Genomic DNA, 14,190 nt, shown 5'->3' on the forward strand with positions numbered 1-14,190 from the left:
GGTCACCGACCCTGCTCACGCTCGCGTGCCAGCTCGAGGGCGATGTCGATGATCATGTCCTCTTGCCCGCCGACGAGGCCCAGCTCGCCGCAGCGGCGCAGGATGTCCGGCACCGGGACCTTGTAGCGCTCGCCGGCGTGCTCGGCGTGGAGCAGGAAGCTGGAGTAGACCCCGGCCCACCCCTGGGTGATGGCGTTGCGGTCCATCTTGGGCCAGCGGTGCAGGTAGGGGCGGACGACGTCCTCGGCGGCGTCGAGCAGCGCGGTGACGTCGAGCCCGGTCTCGATGCCCATCCGGTCGAACACGGCGGCGATCACCTCGGTGGGCGAGTTGCCCGATCCGGCACCCAGGGCGCACAGCGAGCCGTCGATCTCCTTGACCCCGACCTCGGCGGCGATCACCGAGTTCGCGACGCCCAGGGAGAGGTTCTGGTGGCCGTGGTAGCCGACCCACGCCTCGTCGCCCACCTCGGCGAGCAACGCCTCGAAGCGGGCGCGGGCGTCGTGCATGAGCAGTGCGCCGGCGGAGTCGGTGACGTACGGGCACTGGCAGCCGGCGTCGACCATGATCCGGGCCTGCTTCGCGAGGTCCTCCGGCGACGTCCGGTGGGCCATCATGAGGAACCCGACGGTCTCCATGCCCAGGTCGCGGGCGACCCCGAAGTGCTGCGGGCTGACGTCGGCCTCGGTGCAGTGGGTGGCGACGCGCACGATCTCGGCGCCGGCGTCGTGGGCACGGCGCAGGTCGTCGACCGTGCCGATGCCGGGCACGAGGAGCACCGCGATCCGGGCCTGGGTGGCCTCCTCGCGGGCGGCCGCGATCAGCTTCAGCTCGTCGGTGTGCGAGAAGCCGTAGTTGAAGCTCGACCCGCCCAGCCCGTCGCCGTGGGTCACCTCGATGACCTCGACCCCGGCCCGGTCCAGCGCGCGGACGGTGTCGCGCACCTGCTCCTCGGTGAACTGGTGGGCCTGGGCGTGGCTGCCGTCGCGCAGCGTCGTGTCGGTGATCCGCACGTCGTGCCGGATCTCGGGCCGTGCTCCCGCGCGCTCGCTCATGCCGCTGCCTCCGTCATCTCCGCCGCCACCAGCTCGCCGACCTGCGCCGCGGCGGCCGTCATGATGTCGAGGTTGCCGGCGTACTCCGGCAGGAAGTCACCGTTGCCCTTGACCTCGAGGAACACCGCCACGCGACCGCGCCCACCCCACTTGTCGGTGGGTGGGTCGAACTGCGGCTCGGCGCGCATCGCGTAGCCCGGGACGTACTGCTGGACGCGGGCGACCATCGCGTGCACCGAGGCCGCGACCGCGTCGGTGTCGGCGTCGGCCGGCAGCGAGCAGAACACCGTGTCGCGCATGATCATCGGCGGCTCGACGGGGTTCAGGATGATGATCGCCTTGCCCTTCGTGGCGCCCCCGACCTCCTCGACGGCCTTCGCCGTGGTCTCGGTGAACTCGTCGATGTTGGCGCGCGTGCCCGGGCCCGCCGAGCGCGAGGCCGCCGACGCGACGATCTCGGCGTAGTCCACCGTCGCCACCTGCGAGACCGCGGCGACGATCGGGATCGTCGCCTGGCCGCCGCAGGTGATCATGTTGACGTTCGGGGCGTCGAGGTGGTCGGGCATGTTCACCGCCGGACACACCATCGGCCCGAGGTGCGCCGGGGTCAGGTCGATCGCGCGGATGCCGGCCTCGGCGTAGCGGGGCGCGTTCGCGGCGTGCGCCTTGGCCGAGGTGGCCTCGAAGACGATGCGGGGCAGCGGGTCCTGGCGCAGGAGCCAGTCGACACCTTCGGACGAGGCGGCCACGCCCATCGCGCGGGCCCGCTCCAGCCCCTCGGACTCGACGACGCCGACCATCGCGGTGACCTCGATGCGCGCGCTGCGCGCGAGCTTGGCCAGGAGGTCGGTGCCGATGTTGCCCGGGCCGACGATCGCGGCGGGGACCTTCGCGGGCGCACTCATGCCTGCACTCTGGCACCGCTCAGCGCCGGGGTGGAACCACCGCGTTCCGCTGTGTGGGACCGGCTGTGGGACCGGTGATGGGACTGCGCCGTGGTGCGGGTACCGCGACGGACCTCGCCCCCGGCGTGCAGACCGTGAGGCGGGCCCGGCCCGCGGCGGCGACCACGTCCTCCACGGTGCGGCCCAGCACGGCCCGGGTGAACAGCCTGGTCGGGCCCGCCACCGAGAGCCCACCGAGCGGGCGGGCGTCGCCGTCGACGACCGCGGCGGCCACCGATGTCCGCCCTGCCTGGAACGACGACGACACGAGGTAGCCCGCCTCCGCGCGGCCGCGAGCTCATCGGCGAGCAGCGCCGCGTCCGGCGGGTCCAGGCGCTCGTCCCGGCAGAGCCGCGCGATCCGCTCGTCGACCTCGGCGGGCGCGAGCCGCGCCAGCGCCGCCTTGCCGCAGCCGCCCCGCCAGGCCGGCGCCCGCAGGCCGACGCGGTTGTCCATCGTCGCCCGGCCCATCGAGTCCGGCCCGGCCTCGCGGTGCAGGTAGACGACCCAGCCGCCGACGAGCTGCCCGACGTGGACCTCCTGGCCGGCGTGGCGCAGGAGCCCGCCCAGGGCGCCCTCGACGGCGGCGACGAGCCCGGTGCGCTCGATGATCTGGCCGGCCAGGCCCACGAGCAGCGGGCCCAGGCGCCAACCGCGACCGGGCACCGTCTCGAGCAGCCCCTCGGTCGCGAGCGTCGTGGCGAGCACGTGCACCGTCGAGCGGGGGATACCGGTGCGGGCGGCCAGCGCGCGGGTGGAGAGCACGTCCACGCCCGGGTCGAAGGCGCGCAACAGAGCCGCCGCCTTGCCGACCGCGGAGACCATCGGCCGAGTTTCCGCAGCGCAGTCAGCCATGTCCAGTCCCCACCGTGTCCAGCCCTGCGGGACACGACGCTGGGTCCGGGTCGCCCGCCCGCCCTAGCGTCCGCCGGCATGGCGCGCGTCTTCCAGGTCCCGGCCGGCAGCAGCCGGTCCGGTGCGCGGCGCGCGGCGGGGACGCCGGCCGTCCCGGCCCCGGCGCCGATCCGCGCGTCGGGAGAGCAGAAGGCCGGCATCGTCGCGGGCTACCTCGCGCCCCACCCGCCGCACCTCGTGTACGCGGAGAACCCGCCGCAGAACGAGCCCCGCTCGACGGGCGGCTGGGAGGTCCTGCGCTGGGGCTACGAGGAGCTGCGCCGCCGGCTGCGGGCCCACCGCCCCGACGTGCTCGTGGTGCACGCGCCGCACTGGATCACGATGGTCGGCCACCACGTCAACTGCGTCCCGAACCCGCGCGGGATCTCCGTCGAGCCGATCTTCCCGCACCTGTTCCGGTACCACTACGACTTCCGCACCGACGTCGACCTCGCCGAGGCGATCGTCGAGGAGGGTGAGCGCGCGGGCCTGGTGACCAGCGCGCTGCGCGAGGACGGCGTCCGCGTCGACTACGCGACGATCGGCGCGCTGCACCTGGCGAACCCCGAGTGGGACCTGCCGGTCGTGTCGCTCTCGGCCAACAACAACCCGTACTACTACTCCGACGCCTCCCTCGCCGAGATGGAGACGCTGGGCGCCGCCACCCGCCGCGCGATCGAGCGCACCGGCCGTCGCGCGGTGCTGCTGGGATCGAACTCGCTCTCGCACCTGCACTGGGACACCGAGCCGGAGCTCCCCGAGGACATGAGCGCCGAGCGACCGTTCAACCATGCGCAGTACGCGGGCGACATGGAGCTGCTCCAGACCATCCGCGAGGGCCCGACGTCGCGGCTCAAGGACGCCGTCCCGAAGCACATCGAGGCGACCTCGTCGGAGACCAAGGCCGGCAGCCTCACCTGGCTGCTCGCCGCCATGGGCTGGCCCGACATCGCCGGCGACGTGCTGGCCTACGGCACCGTGATCGCGACCGGCAACGCCGTCGTGGAGTGGGTCGCCCCATGACGTCAGGCCGAGTGCCCGCGGCGCTCATCCCCGCCATGCCCCACCTGCTGGCCGGCGATCCCGCCCCCAGCTGGGCCGAGCTCGCCGCGGCCACGCGGACCGTCGGCGACCGCCTGCGTGCTGCCGGCGTCGACACCGTCCTGCTGCTCTCGACGCAGTGGTTCACGGTGCTCGGGCACCAGGTGCAGTGCGACGCCCGGCTGCGGGGACGGCGGACCGACGAGAACTGGTACCGCTACGACTACGGCCACCTCGACCACGACCTGGCGATCGACACCGACCTCGCCCACCGCTGGGCCGACGCGATCGACGCCGCCGGGATGCAGGCCCGTCGCACGCTCTACGAGGGCTTCCCCGTCGACACCGGCACGATCGTCGCGTCGCGGCTGCTGGACCCGCACGGACAGGGTCGCTGGGCGCTGGTCTCGTGCAACCTCTACGCCGAGCCGTCGGCGATGGCGGAGGTCGCCGCGGCCGGGGTGCGGGCCGCGCGCGACCTGGGCCGCACGCTCGGCGTCGTCGCCGTGAGCGGGCTGTCGTCGGGTCTCACGGGACGCTGGATCACCCCCGCCGAGGACCGCGTCTCCGACGCCCACGACCGCTGGAACCGCAAGGTCCTCGACGCGATCCGCGCCGGCGACCGCGAGGAGGTCCTCGCCATGAGTCCGCAGTACGCCGCGGCGGCGCAGGCCGACAGCCAGTTCCGCGCGTTCGCGTTCCTCGACGGTGCCGGCGTGGTCGACGGCCCGGGCGAGGTCCTGGCCTACGGCCCGGTGTGGGGCACGGGGGCGGCGGTCGTGTGGTGGGGCGAGCAAACCGAGAAGGAGTCCTGATGGCACGGGCAGTGGGGTTCATCGAGGCCGAGGGGTTCGTGCCGGTGTTCGACGCCGTCGACGCCATGGTCAAGGCGACCGAGGTCGAGGTCCGCGGGGCCGTGCGCCTGGGCGGCGGGCTGGTGGCGGTGGCCGTCACCGGCGACCTCGCGACGGTCGAGGAGGCCGTCGAGGTCGGCGAGGAGGTCGCCCGCGCGGTGTCCGGGCGGGCCGTGAAGTCGATCGTCTTCGCGAGCCCGTGCCTGCCGGTGCAGGCGCTCGCGGGTGACATGGCGATGGTGGGGAGCTGATCGTGGCCGAACGGGGAAGTGGTGCCATCGGCATCCTCGAGACGCGCGGCGTGGTGGCGCTCGCGGCGGGGATCGAGGCGATGATGAAGACCGCCGACGTCGAGACCGTGACCGTCGACCGGGTCTCGAGCGGCTACCTCGCGGTCGCCGTCCGAGGCTCGCTCGCCGCGGTGCGCCAGGCCGTGAACGCCGGGTCCGCTGCCGTCGAGCAGTACGGCGAGCTGCGCGCGGCCCAGGTGTACCCGAAGCCCCACGGGGTCTCGGTCGGGCTGCTGGAGAACGGGAGCGCCGACCGGCTCACGCGGGCGATCGAGTCCTCATGATCCTCGGGGAGGTCGTCGGACGGGTCTGGTCCGAGCGTTCGGTGGACGGGCTCGGCGGCGTGCGCATGGTGCTGGTGCGCGAGCCCGAGTCCGGGGAGCGGCGGGTCGCGGTGGACCTGCTCGACGCCGGGACGGGCTCGACGGTGCTGATCGCGACCGACGAGGCCGCCGCCGCCGTGACCGGACGCAGCTGTGTGGACGCGGCCGTGATCGCGCTCGTCGCCGGCTGGGACCAGCCGTGAGCCCACCCGCCGTGGGCACGTCCTGGATCGTCGGCCTCGACGACCCGGCCGCCGCGGACGCGGCCCTGGTCGGCGGGAAGGGCGCGGGGCTGCGTCGCCTCGTGGCCCTGGACGCACGCGTCCCGACGGGCTTCGTCGTGTCGACCGTCGCGTTCGCCGCGGCGATGGAGGGCGCCGAGGACCTCGAGACCTCGCTGCGCGACGTGGGCCCGGACACCCCGCTCGACGCCCTCGAGCAGGCCGCCGGCCGGGCGCGGGAGGCGCTGCTCGCCGCGTCGCGGTCCGGTCCCGTCCTCGAGGCCGTGCGGGAGGCCTACACCACGCTCGTCGGCACGGACACCCGCGTCGCGGTGCGCTCCTCGGCCGTCGGCGAGGACGCGGCGGGCGCGTCGTTCGCCGGCGAGCACGACACCTACCTGGAGATCCGGGGTGCCGACGCCGTCGCCGACGCGGTGGCGCGCTGCTGGGCGAGCCTCTACACCGCGCGGGCGATCTCCTACCGCCAGCGCGCGGGCGGGGACGCGGGCGCCATGGCCGTCGTCGTCCAGGAGATGGTGACCGCGCGCGCGGCCGGCGTGTTCATGACGCTCAACCCCGCCAACGGCGACCGCTCGACCGTCGTCTGCGAGGCCGTCTGGGGTCTCGGCGAGCCGCTGGTCTCCGGCGAGGTGACCCCCGACCGCTTCGTCCTCGACAAGATCAGCGGGGAGATCCTGCGCCGGGAGATCGCCGTCAAGCCGACGCGGATGACGCGCACCGACGAGCGGCCGGGCACGGTCGTCGCCGACGTCCCGCCCGAGGACCGCGACCGTCCCTGCCTCGACGACGCCGAGCTCGCCGAGCTCCTCGCCGTCGCGCGACGCGTCGAACGCGACGCCGGGACGCCCCAGGACGGCGAGTTCGCCGTCGCCGACCCGGGCGGACCGTCGCACATCCACCTGCTCCAGACCCGACCCGAGACGGTGTGGAGCGCCCGCGCGCCCCGCTCGGCGACCGGCGGGACGGGCGCCGGATCGGCGCTGTCCGCCGTCCTCGCCACCCTCACCCGCACCACCCGGCAGGAAGGCTCCGACCATGGCGGCTGACCGTTTCCCCAGCCCGTTCGAGGTCCCGACGCCGGACGGCGCCGAGGGCTGGGAGTCGATGTACGACTGGTACCACCTCTTCGGTCCCGAGCGCCGCGAGCTCGACGAGCAGCGGTTCTGGTTCGCCGATCGCCTGCACCACCCCGACGTCCTGCACCCCTACGACGAGATCCAGTGCGAGTGCTGGTGGCAGGCCCTCGGCGCGTTCAACACGCGCGTCTTCGCGATGCCGCCGGCGTTCGGCGTCGACCAGCGCATCGTCAACGGGCGCCTCTACGTGACCCCGGTGCCGGCGCCGCCGGAGGACATCGCGGCGCGCGCCGAGGAGTTCGGGAAGCGCGCCGGGCACTACTACGAGCGCTGGGACGCGATCTACGACGAGTGGCGCGCCAAGGTCATGGCGAAGCTCGAGGAGATCCGCGCGCTGCGCTTCGACCCGCTGCCCGACCTCGAGCCCGAGGAGACCGTCTACCAGCACACGGGGCACTCCGCGGGGTTCCGCATGATCCGGGACTTCGACCGGCTCGTGCTCACGATGTACGAGACGTACCAGTACCACTTCGAGCTGCTCAACATCGGCTATGCGGCCTACCTGACGTTCTTCGGGATGTGCCGCGCGGCGTTCCCCGACATCTCCGACCAGTCGATCTCGCGGATGGTCGGCGGCCTGCGGGTGGATCTCTACCGGCCCGACGACGAGCTCAAGCGCCTCGCGAAGGAGGCGGTGCGCCTCGGGCTGGCCAACCGCATCAACGCCACCGAGGATGCGGCGTCGCTGTTCGCCGACCTGCGCTCCGACGCGGCGGGCACCGAGTGGGTGGCCGACTGGGAGCGCACGGCCGACCCCTGGTTCCTCATCAACACCGACCCCGGCCACCCCGGCGGGTACCACACCTACCCCACCTGGGCCGACGACCCGAACATCCCGCTGGCCTCGGTGCGCGAGTACCTGCGCCGGCTCGCCGACGGGACGACGATCGACCGGCCGACCGAGGAGGTCCTCTCCGAGCGCGACCGGATCACCGCGGGCTACCGCGAGCTGCTCCCCGAGGCCGAGCGGGCGACCTTCGACGACACCCTCGCGCTGGCGCGCCAGGTGTTCGTCTACATCGAGGAGCACGTGCTCTACATCGAGCACTGGATGTGGGCGACGTTCTGGGCGAAGTCCCACGAGCTCTCGCGGGCGCTGGCCGCGATGGGCGAGTTCGACGAGCCCGAGGACATGTTCTTCCTGCGCCGCTACGAGGTCGCCGAGGCGATCTACGACTGCGTCGCCGGCTGGTCGGTCGGCTCCCGGCCCCGCGGCGCGGACTACTGGCGCCCGATCATCGCCCGGCGCCGCGAGATCTACACGGCGCTGCGGGCGTGGGAGCCGCCGCCGGCGCTCGGCCCGCCGCCGACGACCATCGACGAGCCGTTCACGGTGATGCTCTGGGGGATCACGACGTCGACGGTGGCGGAGTGGCTGCGCTCCGACTCCGAGGAGGGCGTGCTGCGGGGGACCGCGGGCTCGCCCGGCGTCGTCGAGGGCCCGGTCCGCGTCGTCACGCACCCCTCGGAGCTGCCGTCGATCGAGCCCGGGGACATCCTCGTCTGCCCGGCCACGTCGCCGTCCTGGGCGCCGGTGTTCGGTCGCGTCGCGGCCACGGTCTCCGACGTCGGCGGGATCATGAGCCACACCGCGATCGTCTGCCGCGAGTACGGCCTGCCGGCCGTCGTCGGCACCGGGAACGCGGTCTCCACGCTGCGCACGGGGCAGCGGGTGCGGGTGGACGGGAGCGCCGGAGTGGTGACGGTGCTGGAGCCGGCGTGACGTCCTGTGCGCCACCGCCGGGCGACCGGCCGGGCCCGCCCCCGCCCGTCGACGCCGTCCGGTCGCGACGTCGCCAGGCGCTGCGCCGCACGCGCGGGGCGAGCGGGACCCTGCTGCTGGACATGGGCGGCGTCGTGATCCCGACGCTGTTCGAGTCGACGGCGGTGCCCGGGTTCCCGGCCGGCCCGATCGGCGTGGACGCCGAGTACCGCGCCGTCGAGCGGGGCGAGCTCCAGGAGCGCGACTACTGGGCGAAGCTCGCCGCGCGCCGCCCGGACATCGACATCGGGTCGCTGTGGCGCGACTGCTCCTACGTGCGGTCCGAGGTGCTGCGGCTGATCGCGCGGGTGGCCGGGCGCGTGCGCGTCGTCGCCTTCACCAACGACATGGCGCACTGGTTCGGCGACGACTGGCCGCAGCGGTTCCCCGCGGTCGCCGAGTTCGACGGCGTGCTCGAGGCGGCGAAGCTCGGGGTGCTCAAGCCCTCGCCGGACGCCTTCCTCGCGGCGGCCTCGGCGCTCGGCGAGGACCCGCGGCGCTGCCTGTTCGTCGACGACCTCGCCGCCAACCTCGACGGCGCCCGCCGGGCCGGGATGGCCGCCGAGCTGTTCGAGGTGACCGACCCGGCAGCATCGACGGCCCGGGTCGCGCGGGCGCTCGGGCTGCCGGCGGACGAGCCGGCGCGACGGAGGGTGTGGTCGCCGTGAGCACTCCGGAGGAGAAGCTGGGCGAGCTGGGGCTGGAGCTGCCGCCCCTGCGTCGCCCGGCGGGGCGCTACCGCGGCTGGACGATGGCCGGGGACACGCTGCACCTCGCCGGCCAGGGTGCCGACGGGCACGTCGGACGCCTGGGCGCGGACCTCGGGGTCGCCGAGGGCTACGCCGCGGCCCGGGGTGCGCGCTGAACCTGCTGGCCCAGGCGCGCGACGCGCTGGGCTCGCTCGACCGCGTCGCCCAGGTGCTCGTCCTGCGCGGCTACGTCACGTGCACCGACGACTTCACCGACCAGCCGGGCGTCGTCGACGGGGCGTCGGACCTGGTCGCCGAGGTGTTCGGAGCGCGCGGGGAGCACGCGCGCACCGCGATCGGGGTGCGGGCGCTGCCGCGGGGGTTCGCGGTCGAGCTGGACGCGATGCTGCGTGTGCGCTGAGCGCGTGACGTACGGGGACGACCCGTCGCAGTTCGTCGAGGTCCGCCGGGGCTCGGGTGCCGGGACCGTGGTGCTGCTGCACGGCGGGTTCTGGCGTGCCCGGGTCGGGCTCGACCACATCGCGCCGGTCGCCGCGGACCTGCACGCCCGCGGCCACACGGTCTGGAACGTCGAGTACCGGCGCGTCGGGCAGGCGCCGTGGCCGGCCACGCTGGACGACGTCGCGGCGGCGGTGGGCCTGGTCGAGGCGCCGTGCGTGGTCGTCGGCCATTCCGCGGGCGGGCACCTCGCGACGTGGGTGGCGTCCCGGGTCCCGGTGGCGGGCGTGGTGTCGCTGGCGGGGGTGCTGACGCTGGCCGACGCCGCGCGCGACGGCGTCGGCGACACGGCCGTGCCCGATCTCGTGGGCGGGATGCCCGACGAGGTGCCCGAGCGCTACGCCGAGGCCGACCCCGTCGCGCACCTGCCGCTCGGTGTGCCGGTGCGCGCCGTGCACGCCCCCGACGACGACCGTGTGCCGATCGCCGTCAGCCGCCGCTACGTCGCCGCCGCCCGCGCGGCCGGCGACGACGCGGTGTTCGTGGAGGTCCCGGGCGACCACTTCACCCTCGTGGACCCGACCCACCCGACGTGGCCCGTGGTGCTCGGGCACATCACCGCGCTCCTGGGCTGAGTGCCAGCCCTGCGTCCTTGCTGGCACTCAACGTCAGGAAATCCGCGTCGATCATGAACTACGCGTACGGATAGCCCCGGCCCGCGTAGTCGAAGCCGCCGAGCTCGAGGCGGGTGTGGTCGGGCGCCTGGGGCGAGGCGTAGTAGGCGCGGATCTCGGTGATGAGGCCGTCGTCGTCGAACTCGTACCACTCGGCACCGCGCAGGATCACGCCGAGCGAGCCCTTGTGGTGGGTCCACTCGCAGACCGCCTGCCGTCGGGGCTCGTCGACGACGATCGCGTCGACGGTCCACGACGACCCCCGCTCGCGCACCGCGGTGGCCCAGCGCTGCGCGATCACGCGGGCCCCCTTCCAGGGCCCGTCGTACATGTCCGGCGGGAAGTAGTGACGCGCGTTGCCCGAGAGGTAGCCGGCGATCCCGTCGGCGTCGCCGGCCGTGCAGGCGTCCATGTAGCCCCGCACCGTCGCCTCCAGCGCCGCCGCCGTGGTGCCGCCGACCGAACCTGCTGCTGCGCTCACCGCGCTCCTTCCGTGGACCCGTGTGGGGCGAGGATGCGGATTTCCTCGCGTTCAGTGCAAGCGTGGACGCAGGGCTTGCACCAGGATGCCCGCGTGGCGGCGAGCGGGCGGGTGCGGCAGGACGAGGTCTACCGGGGCGGGATCGCGGGGCGGCGGCCCGCGGTGCCGACCGCGTTCCCGGCGCTGGAGCGTCGCGCGCGGTGGTCGATGTCGCGGCGCGCGTACGCCTACGTCGCGGGCGGGGCCGGCAGCGAGGAGACCGTCCGCGCCAACCGCGCCGCGTTCGAGCGCCTGCGCGTCGTGCCGCGGATGCTGCGCGGGGTGGGGGAGCGGGACACCTCCGTCGACCTGTTCGGGCAGCGCCGCGCGCACCCGCTGCTGCTCGCGCCGATCGGCGCGCTCGACCTCGTGCACCGCCGCGCCGACCTCGCCGTCGCCAAGGGGGCCGCGAACGCGGGCGTCCCGATGATCGTCTCGAACCAGGCGGGCTTCCCGATGGAGGAGATCGGGCCGCGCGCCCGGGCCGGTGCGGGCTGGTGGTTCCAGCTCTACTGGTCGACGTCCGACGACCTCGTCGACAGCTTCCTCGCCCGTGCCGAGGCCGCCGGGGCGGGCGCGGTCGTCGTCACCCTCGACACGACCGTGCTCGGCTGGCGCCCCCGCGACCTCGACCTCGGGCACCTGCCGTTCGCCCGCGGCCTGGGCATCGCGCAGTACACGTCGGACCCGGTGTTCGCGCGCCTCACCCGCGAGACCGCCGCCGGTCCGCGGCGCCCGACCCCGCCCCCCACCCCGGCCGCGGTGCGGACCCTGGTGGAGATCAGCCGCCACCACCCCGGGCGCTTCGCCGACAACCTGCGCTCGCCCCTGCCGCGCGCCGCGGTGGAGACGTTCCTGCGGGTCTACTCGCGTCCCACGCTGAGCTGGGACGACATCGCGACGCTGCGCTCCCGCACGCGGCTGCCGATCGTGCTCAAGGGCGTCCTGCACCCCGACGACGCCCGTCGAGCGCTCGACGCCGGCGTCGACGGGGTGCTCGTCAGCAACCACGGCGGGCGCCAGGTCGACGGGTCGGTGGCCAGCCTCGACGCCCTGCCCGGTGTCGTCGAGGCCGTCGACGGGCGCGCGCCGGTGCTGCTCGACTCGGGGGTGCGCAGCGGGTCCGACGTCGCCCGCGCGCTCGCCCTCGGCGCGACGGCGGCGTGCCTGGGACGCCCGTTCGCCTACGGCCTGGCGGTGGCCGGGGCCGCGGGGGTCGCGCAGGTGACCCGCGACGTGCTCGCCGAGCTCGACCTCACGCTCGCGCTCGCCGGCGCGCGGACCCCGGCGGATCTCGAGCTCGCCCCGTTCGCGACCACGGAACCCGGGGTGCCGACGCCGAGGTGATCGCGACAGGGTGGAGCACATGAGTCGGGTGCTGCTGATCCGCCACGGCGAGACCCACGGCTACTTCGACGACGTCGGGCTCACCGACCACGGCGAGGCGCAGGCGCGGGCCAAGGGCAAGGAGCTCGCCGCCGTCCTGCCCGCCGGGGCCCGGGTGACGATGCCGCACGCGCCGACCGCCCGCGGCACGGCGACGGCGGTGACGCTGCGCGAGGTGCTGCTCGCCGAGCTCGGCCCGGACTCCGACGTCGCCGTCGGCGAGCTGGTGCCCGACGCCCGGTTCGACAGCCTCCAGTTCCTCTACGGGGGCGAGGCGCGGGAGTCCTCCGGGGTCGCCAAGCACCGGCTCGGGCTCGAGGGCGAGCTCCCCGACTGGGCCCGCGCCTTCGACCGCTTCGACACCGACTTCGGCGCGGGCTCCAAGCTCGGCGGGCCGATCGACCGCTGGATGGTGTCGACCGACCTGCACTTCGAGCCGCCCCAGGTGATCGCCTACCGCGCCTGGGCGGGGATCCGCGCGCAGGCGCCGGGCACCGTGGCGCTCGCCAGCTCGCACTCGGCGCTCCTGCGGGCCTTCGCCAGCGCGGCCCTCGGTCACGACGTCGGCGAGCCGGCCAACCTCGAGCACGTCGACGTCGAGGTCCACGGGCACCGCGCGACCGTCACCTACCGCGACGAGCAGGCCGAGGTCGATGTCCCGGCCGAGGTGCCGCCGTGGCTGGACCCGGCGTACCTCGACCGGGGGGAGCGCGCCGCGCACCGCTGGTGAGCGCCGTAGCGCGGGTGAGGGTCTCCGCCCGGCGCCGTGAGGTGCGCCCCGCGACCCGAGCGTGACGTTTCGGCGCCCCGTGCCGCGCCTATGCCCGGGGGTCCGGACCCCTCGTCCCCGGGAGCACCCGTCATGTCCGTCGCCGACACCCTCGCCCGCTGGCGGGCACGCCTGACCGGGGAGCGCGGACCCGTCGGGCCGTCCCCGGTGTCCGATCCCTCGGAGACCGACGCCGGGCACGACCCGCGCACCGCCGCCTCGCGGGTCGCGGGGGGCGAGCACACCGAGCACCAGGGCGACCAGGGCGCGGTCACGGGCACCGGCGAGACCGACGAGTTCGTCGGGCGCGCCGCGGGCCGCGACCTCGGGTACGCGGGCGAGACCGGCGCCGAGGCCCGGCGCGAGGCCGAGCGGGGCCGGCGATGAGCGCCGACCAGGACGAGCGCGGCACCCGGGCCCGCGTCGCCGACGCGGTCACCCCGGACCACGGCGTCCTCTGGGTGCACCGGGTCGGTGCGGTCGTCGTCGCGCTCGTCATCGCGACGATCGGCGTGCTCGGCTTCGTCGGCGGCCTCGGCTTCTTCGACACCGAGGGCGCCACGATGGCCGGCGGGCTCTCGACCAACGGGGCGCTCTCCACCGTCTCCGTGGTCACCGCCGTGATCCTGCTGGCCGCCGCCGTCCGCGGTGGCAAGCTCGCGTCGACGGTCATGATCGTGATCGGGACGCTGTTCCTGGTCTCCGCGTTCGGCAACCTCGCGCTGATCGGCACCCCGTACAACCTGCTGGCCTTCCGTCTCCCCAACGTCTTCTTCTCGATCGGCGCGGGGCTCGTCCTGCTCCTGCTCGGGGCCTACGGACGCGTCTCGTCGAAGCTGCCGCCGGACAACCCCTACCGCCGGGAGCGCGGGGAGGACGACGACGAGCCCGAGGATGCCCACCGGCAGTCCTACCCCGCCTCGCCCGCTCAAGCCGCGGCCGACGCCGCGATGGCCGACGCCGCGCGGGCGATCGCGCAGGGGACCGCCGACGACGAGCAGCGCCGCCGCATGAGGGCGGCCGACGAGGCCCGCAACCACGAGGACCGGCGGACGATCTGGATGGGGTTCGACGGCCGGGATCCCGACGGCGAGGACCGCCGCGGCTCCGGGGGGTCGGCGCACGGCTCGGCGATGGCCTGAGCCCGGGGTG

At 74.8% G+C, this 14,190-nt stretch carries 18 protein-coding genes and 1 pseudogene; 15 read left to right on the forward strand and 4 right to left on the reverse strand.

Annotated elements, in window-relative coordinates; all coding sequences use genetic code 11:
- Window positions 1–2: 2 nt before the first annotated feature.
- The 3 genes and pseudogenes from dmpG to ACQPYN_RS13810 form a co-directional block, all read right to left on the reverse strand.
- Window positions 3–1,055: a 4-hydroxy-2-oxovalerate aldolase gene (dmpG, locus tag ACQPYN_RS13800; RefSeq protein ID WP_433037739.1), complete on the reverse strand. Its 1,053-nt coding sequence runs from the start codon at window positions 1,053–1,055 to the stop codon at window positions 3–5.
- On the reverse strand, window positions 1,052–1,960 hold the full coding sequence (locus ACQPYN_RS13805; RefSeq protein ID WP_433038881.1) for an acetaldehyde dehydrogenase (acetylating): 909 nt from the start codon (window positions 1,958–1,960) through the stop codon (window positions 1,052–1,054). The genes dmpG and ACQPYN_RS13805 overlap by 4 nt, the downstream gene beginning before the upstream one ends.
- Window positions 1,961–2,275: 315 nt before the next feature.
- Window positions 2,276–2,854 (reverse strand): annotated as a pseudogene (locus ACQPYN_RS13810) (IclR family transcriptional regulator); the annotation flags it as partial.
- A 78-nt stretch (window positions 2,855–2,932) separates the two neighbouring features.
- Between ACQPYN_RS13810 and ACQPYN_RS13815 the strand changes: the two are divergent.
- The 11 genes from ACQPYN_RS13815 to ACQPYN_RS13865 are packed head-to-tail and all read left to right on the forward strand — an operon-like array spanning window position 2,933 to window position 10,324.
- Complete coding sequence (locus tag ACQPYN_RS13815) at window positions 2,933–3,916, forward strand: hypothetical protein (protein ID WP_433037741.1); 984 nt, start codon at window positions 2,933–2,935, stop codon at window positions 3,914–3,916.
- The gene (locus ACQPYN_RS13820) at window positions 3,913–4,749 is read left to right on the forward strand and encodes a hypothetical protein (protein WP_433037743.1); all 837 of its coding nucleotides are present in this window, start codon (window positions 3,913–3,915) and stop codon (window positions 4,747–4,749) included. Before ACQPYN_RS13815 ends, ACQPYN_RS13820 begins: the two co-directional genes overlap by 4 nt.
- A complete protein-coding gene (locus ACQPYN_RS13825) occupies window positions 4,749–5,039 on the forward strand; it encodes a BMC domain-containing protein (protein ID WP_274187107.1) in 291 nt (96 codons plus the stop codon). The genes ACQPYN_RS13820 and ACQPYN_RS13825 overlap by 1 nt, the downstream gene beginning before the upstream one ends.
- Window positions 5,040–5,041: 2 nt before the next feature.
- On the forward strand, window positions 5,042–5,362 hold the full coding sequence (locus ACQPYN_RS13830; RefSeq protein ID WP_274187106.1) for a BMC domain-containing protein: 321 nt from the start codon (window positions 5,042–5,044) through the stop codon (window positions 5,360–5,362).
- A complete protein-coding gene (locus ACQPYN_RS13835) occupies window positions 5,359–5,604 on the forward strand; it encodes a EutN/CcmL family microcompartment protein (protein WP_433037746.1) in 246 nt (81 codons plus the stop codon). The genes ACQPYN_RS13830 and ACQPYN_RS13835 overlap by 4 nt, the downstream gene beginning before the upstream one ends.
- Complete coding sequence (locus tag ACQPYN_RS13840) at window positions 5,601–6,689, forward strand: PEP/pyruvate-binding domain-containing protein (protein WP_433037748.1); 1,089 nt, start codon at window positions 5,601–5,603, stop codon at window positions 6,687–6,689. Before ACQPYN_RS13835 ends, ACQPYN_RS13840 begins: the two co-directional genes overlap by 4 nt.
- The gene (locus tag ACQPYN_RS13845) at window positions 6,679–8,502 is read left to right on the forward strand and encodes a PEP-utilizing enzyme (protein ID WP_433037749.1); all 1,824 of its coding nucleotides are present in this window, start codon (window positions 6,679–6,681) and stop codon (window positions 8,500–8,502) included. Before ACQPYN_RS13840 ends, ACQPYN_RS13845 begins: the two co-directional genes overlap by 11 nt.
- Window positions 8,499–9,209, forward strand: coding sequence for an HAD-IA family hydrolase (locus tag ACQPYN_RS13850; protein ID WP_433037751.1), 711 nt, complete (start codon window positions 8,499–8,501; stop codon window positions 9,207–9,209). Before ACQPYN_RS13845 ends, ACQPYN_RS13850 begins: the two co-directional genes overlap by 4 nt.
- The gene (locus tag ACQPYN_RS13855; RefSeq protein WP_433037753.1) at window positions 9,206–9,406 is read left to right on the forward strand and encodes a hypothetical protein; all 201 of its coding nucleotides are present in this window, start codon (window positions 9,206–9,208) and stop codon (window positions 9,404–9,406) included. Before ACQPYN_RS13850 ends, ACQPYN_RS13855 begins: the two co-directional genes overlap by 4 nt.
- Before the next feature lie 53 nt (window positions 9,407–9,459).
- A complete protein-coding gene (locus tag ACQPYN_RS13860) occupies window positions 9,460–9,651 on the forward strand; it encodes a RidA family protein (protein ID WP_433037755.1) in 192 nt (63 codons plus the stop codon).
- A 4-nt stretch (window positions 9,652–9,655) separates the two neighbouring features.
- Window positions 9,656–10,324, forward strand: a complete 669-nt coding sequence (locus tag ACQPYN_RS13865) for an alpha/beta hydrolase (protein ID WP_433037757.1) — start codon at window positions 9,656–9,658, stop codon at window positions 10,322–10,324.
- A 58-nt stretch (window positions 10,325–10,382) separates the two neighbouring features.
- Here the strand turns inward: ACQPYN_RS13865 and ACQPYN_RS13870 are convergent, their stop codons facing one another.
- Window positions 10,383–10,844, reverse strand: a complete 462-nt coding sequence (locus ACQPYN_RS13870; protein WP_433037759.1) for a nuclear transport factor 2 family protein — start codon at window positions 10,842–10,844, stop codon at window positions 10,383–10,385.
- 93 nt (window positions 10,845–10,937) lie between these two features.
- On the opposite strand from ACQPYN_RS13870, the gene ACQPYN_RS13875 reads away from it, so the two are divergent.
- From ACQPYN_RS13875 to ACQPYN_RS13890, 4 genes are all read left to right on the forward strand, one after another.
- Window positions 10,938–12,230 (forward strand): alpha-hydroxy-acid oxidizing protein, encoded by a 1,293-nt coding sequence (locus ACQPYN_RS13875; protein ID WP_433037761.1) that lies wholly within the window; start codon window positions 10,938–10,940, stop codon window positions 12,228–12,230.
- Between the two features lie 19 nt (window positions 12,231–12,249).
- Window positions 12,250–12,999 (forward strand): histidine phosphatase family protein, encoded by a 750-nt coding sequence (locus ACQPYN_RS13880; protein WP_433037763.1) that lies wholly within the window; start codon window positions 12,250–12,252, stop codon window positions 12,997–12,999.
- A 132-nt stretch (window positions 13,000–13,131) separates the two neighbouring features.
- Window positions 13,132–13,425: a hypothetical protein gene (locus tag ACQPYN_RS13885; RefSeq protein WP_433037765.1), complete on the forward strand. Its 294-nt coding sequence runs from the start codon at window positions 13,132–13,134 to the stop codon at window positions 13,423–13,425.
- On the forward strand, window positions 13,422–14,180 hold the full coding sequence (locus tag ACQPYN_RS13890; RefSeq protein ID WP_433037767.1) for a DUF4383 domain-containing protein: 759 nt from the start codon (window positions 13,422–13,424) through the stop codon (window positions 14,178–14,180). Before ACQPYN_RS13885 ends, ACQPYN_RS13890 begins: the two co-directional genes overlap by 4 nt.
- Window positions 14,181–14,190: the final 10 nt, after the last annotated feature.

The sequence above is a fragment of the Actinomycetospora sp. CA-053990 genome, from assembly GCF_050948445.1.
In the GTDB taxonomy this organism is placed as follows: Bacteria; Actinomycetota; Actinomycetes; order Mycobacteriales; family Pseudonocardiaceae; genus Actinomycetospora; species Actinomycetospora callitridis.

Excerpts from the sequence above, each read along its gene's own strand:
- dmpG (WP_433037739.1), bottom strand. The coding sequence starts at position 1,055 with ATGAGCGAGCGCGCGGGAGCACGGCCCGAGATCCGGCACGACGTGCGG.
- ACQPYN_RS13805 (WP_433038881.1), bottom strand. The coding sequence starts at position 1,960 with ATGAGTGCGCCCGCGAAGGTCCCCGCCGCGATCGTCGGCCCGGGCAAC.
- ACQPYN_RS13815 (WP_433037741.1), top strand. The coding sequence starts at position 2,933 with ATGGCGCGCGTCTTCCAGGTCCCGGCCGGCAGCAGCCGGTCCGGTGCG.
- ACQPYN_RS13820 (WP_433037743.1), top strand. The coding sequence starts at position 3,913 with ATGACGTCAGGCCGAGTGCCCGCGGCGCTCATCCCCGCCATGCCCCAC.
- ACQPYN_RS13825 (WP_274187107.1), top strand. The coding sequence starts at position 4,749 with ATGGCACGGGCAGTGGGGTTCATCGAGGCCGAGGGGTTCGTGCCGGTG.
- ACQPYN_RS13835 (WP_433037746.1), top strand. The coding sequence starts at position 5,359 with ATGATCCTCGGGGAGGTCGTCGGACGGGTCTGGTCCGAGCGTTCGGTG.
- ACQPYN_RS13845 (WP_433037749.1), top strand. The coding sequence starts at position 6,679 with ATGGCGGCTGACCGTTTCCCCAGCCCGTTCGAGGTCCCGACGCCGGAC.
- ACQPYN_RS13880 (WP_433037763.1), top strand. The coding sequence starts at position 12,250 with ATGAGTCGGGTGCTGCTGATCCGCCACGGCGAGACCCACGGCTACTTC.
- ACQPYN_RS13885 (WP_433037765.1), top strand. The coding sequence starts at position 13,132 with ATGTCCGTCGCCGACACCCTCGCCCGCTGGCGGGCACGCCTGACCGGG.
- ACQPYN_RS13890 (WP_433037767.1), top strand. The coding sequence starts at position 13,422 with ATGAGCGCCGACCAGGACGAGCGCGGCACCCGGGCCCGCGTCGCCGAC.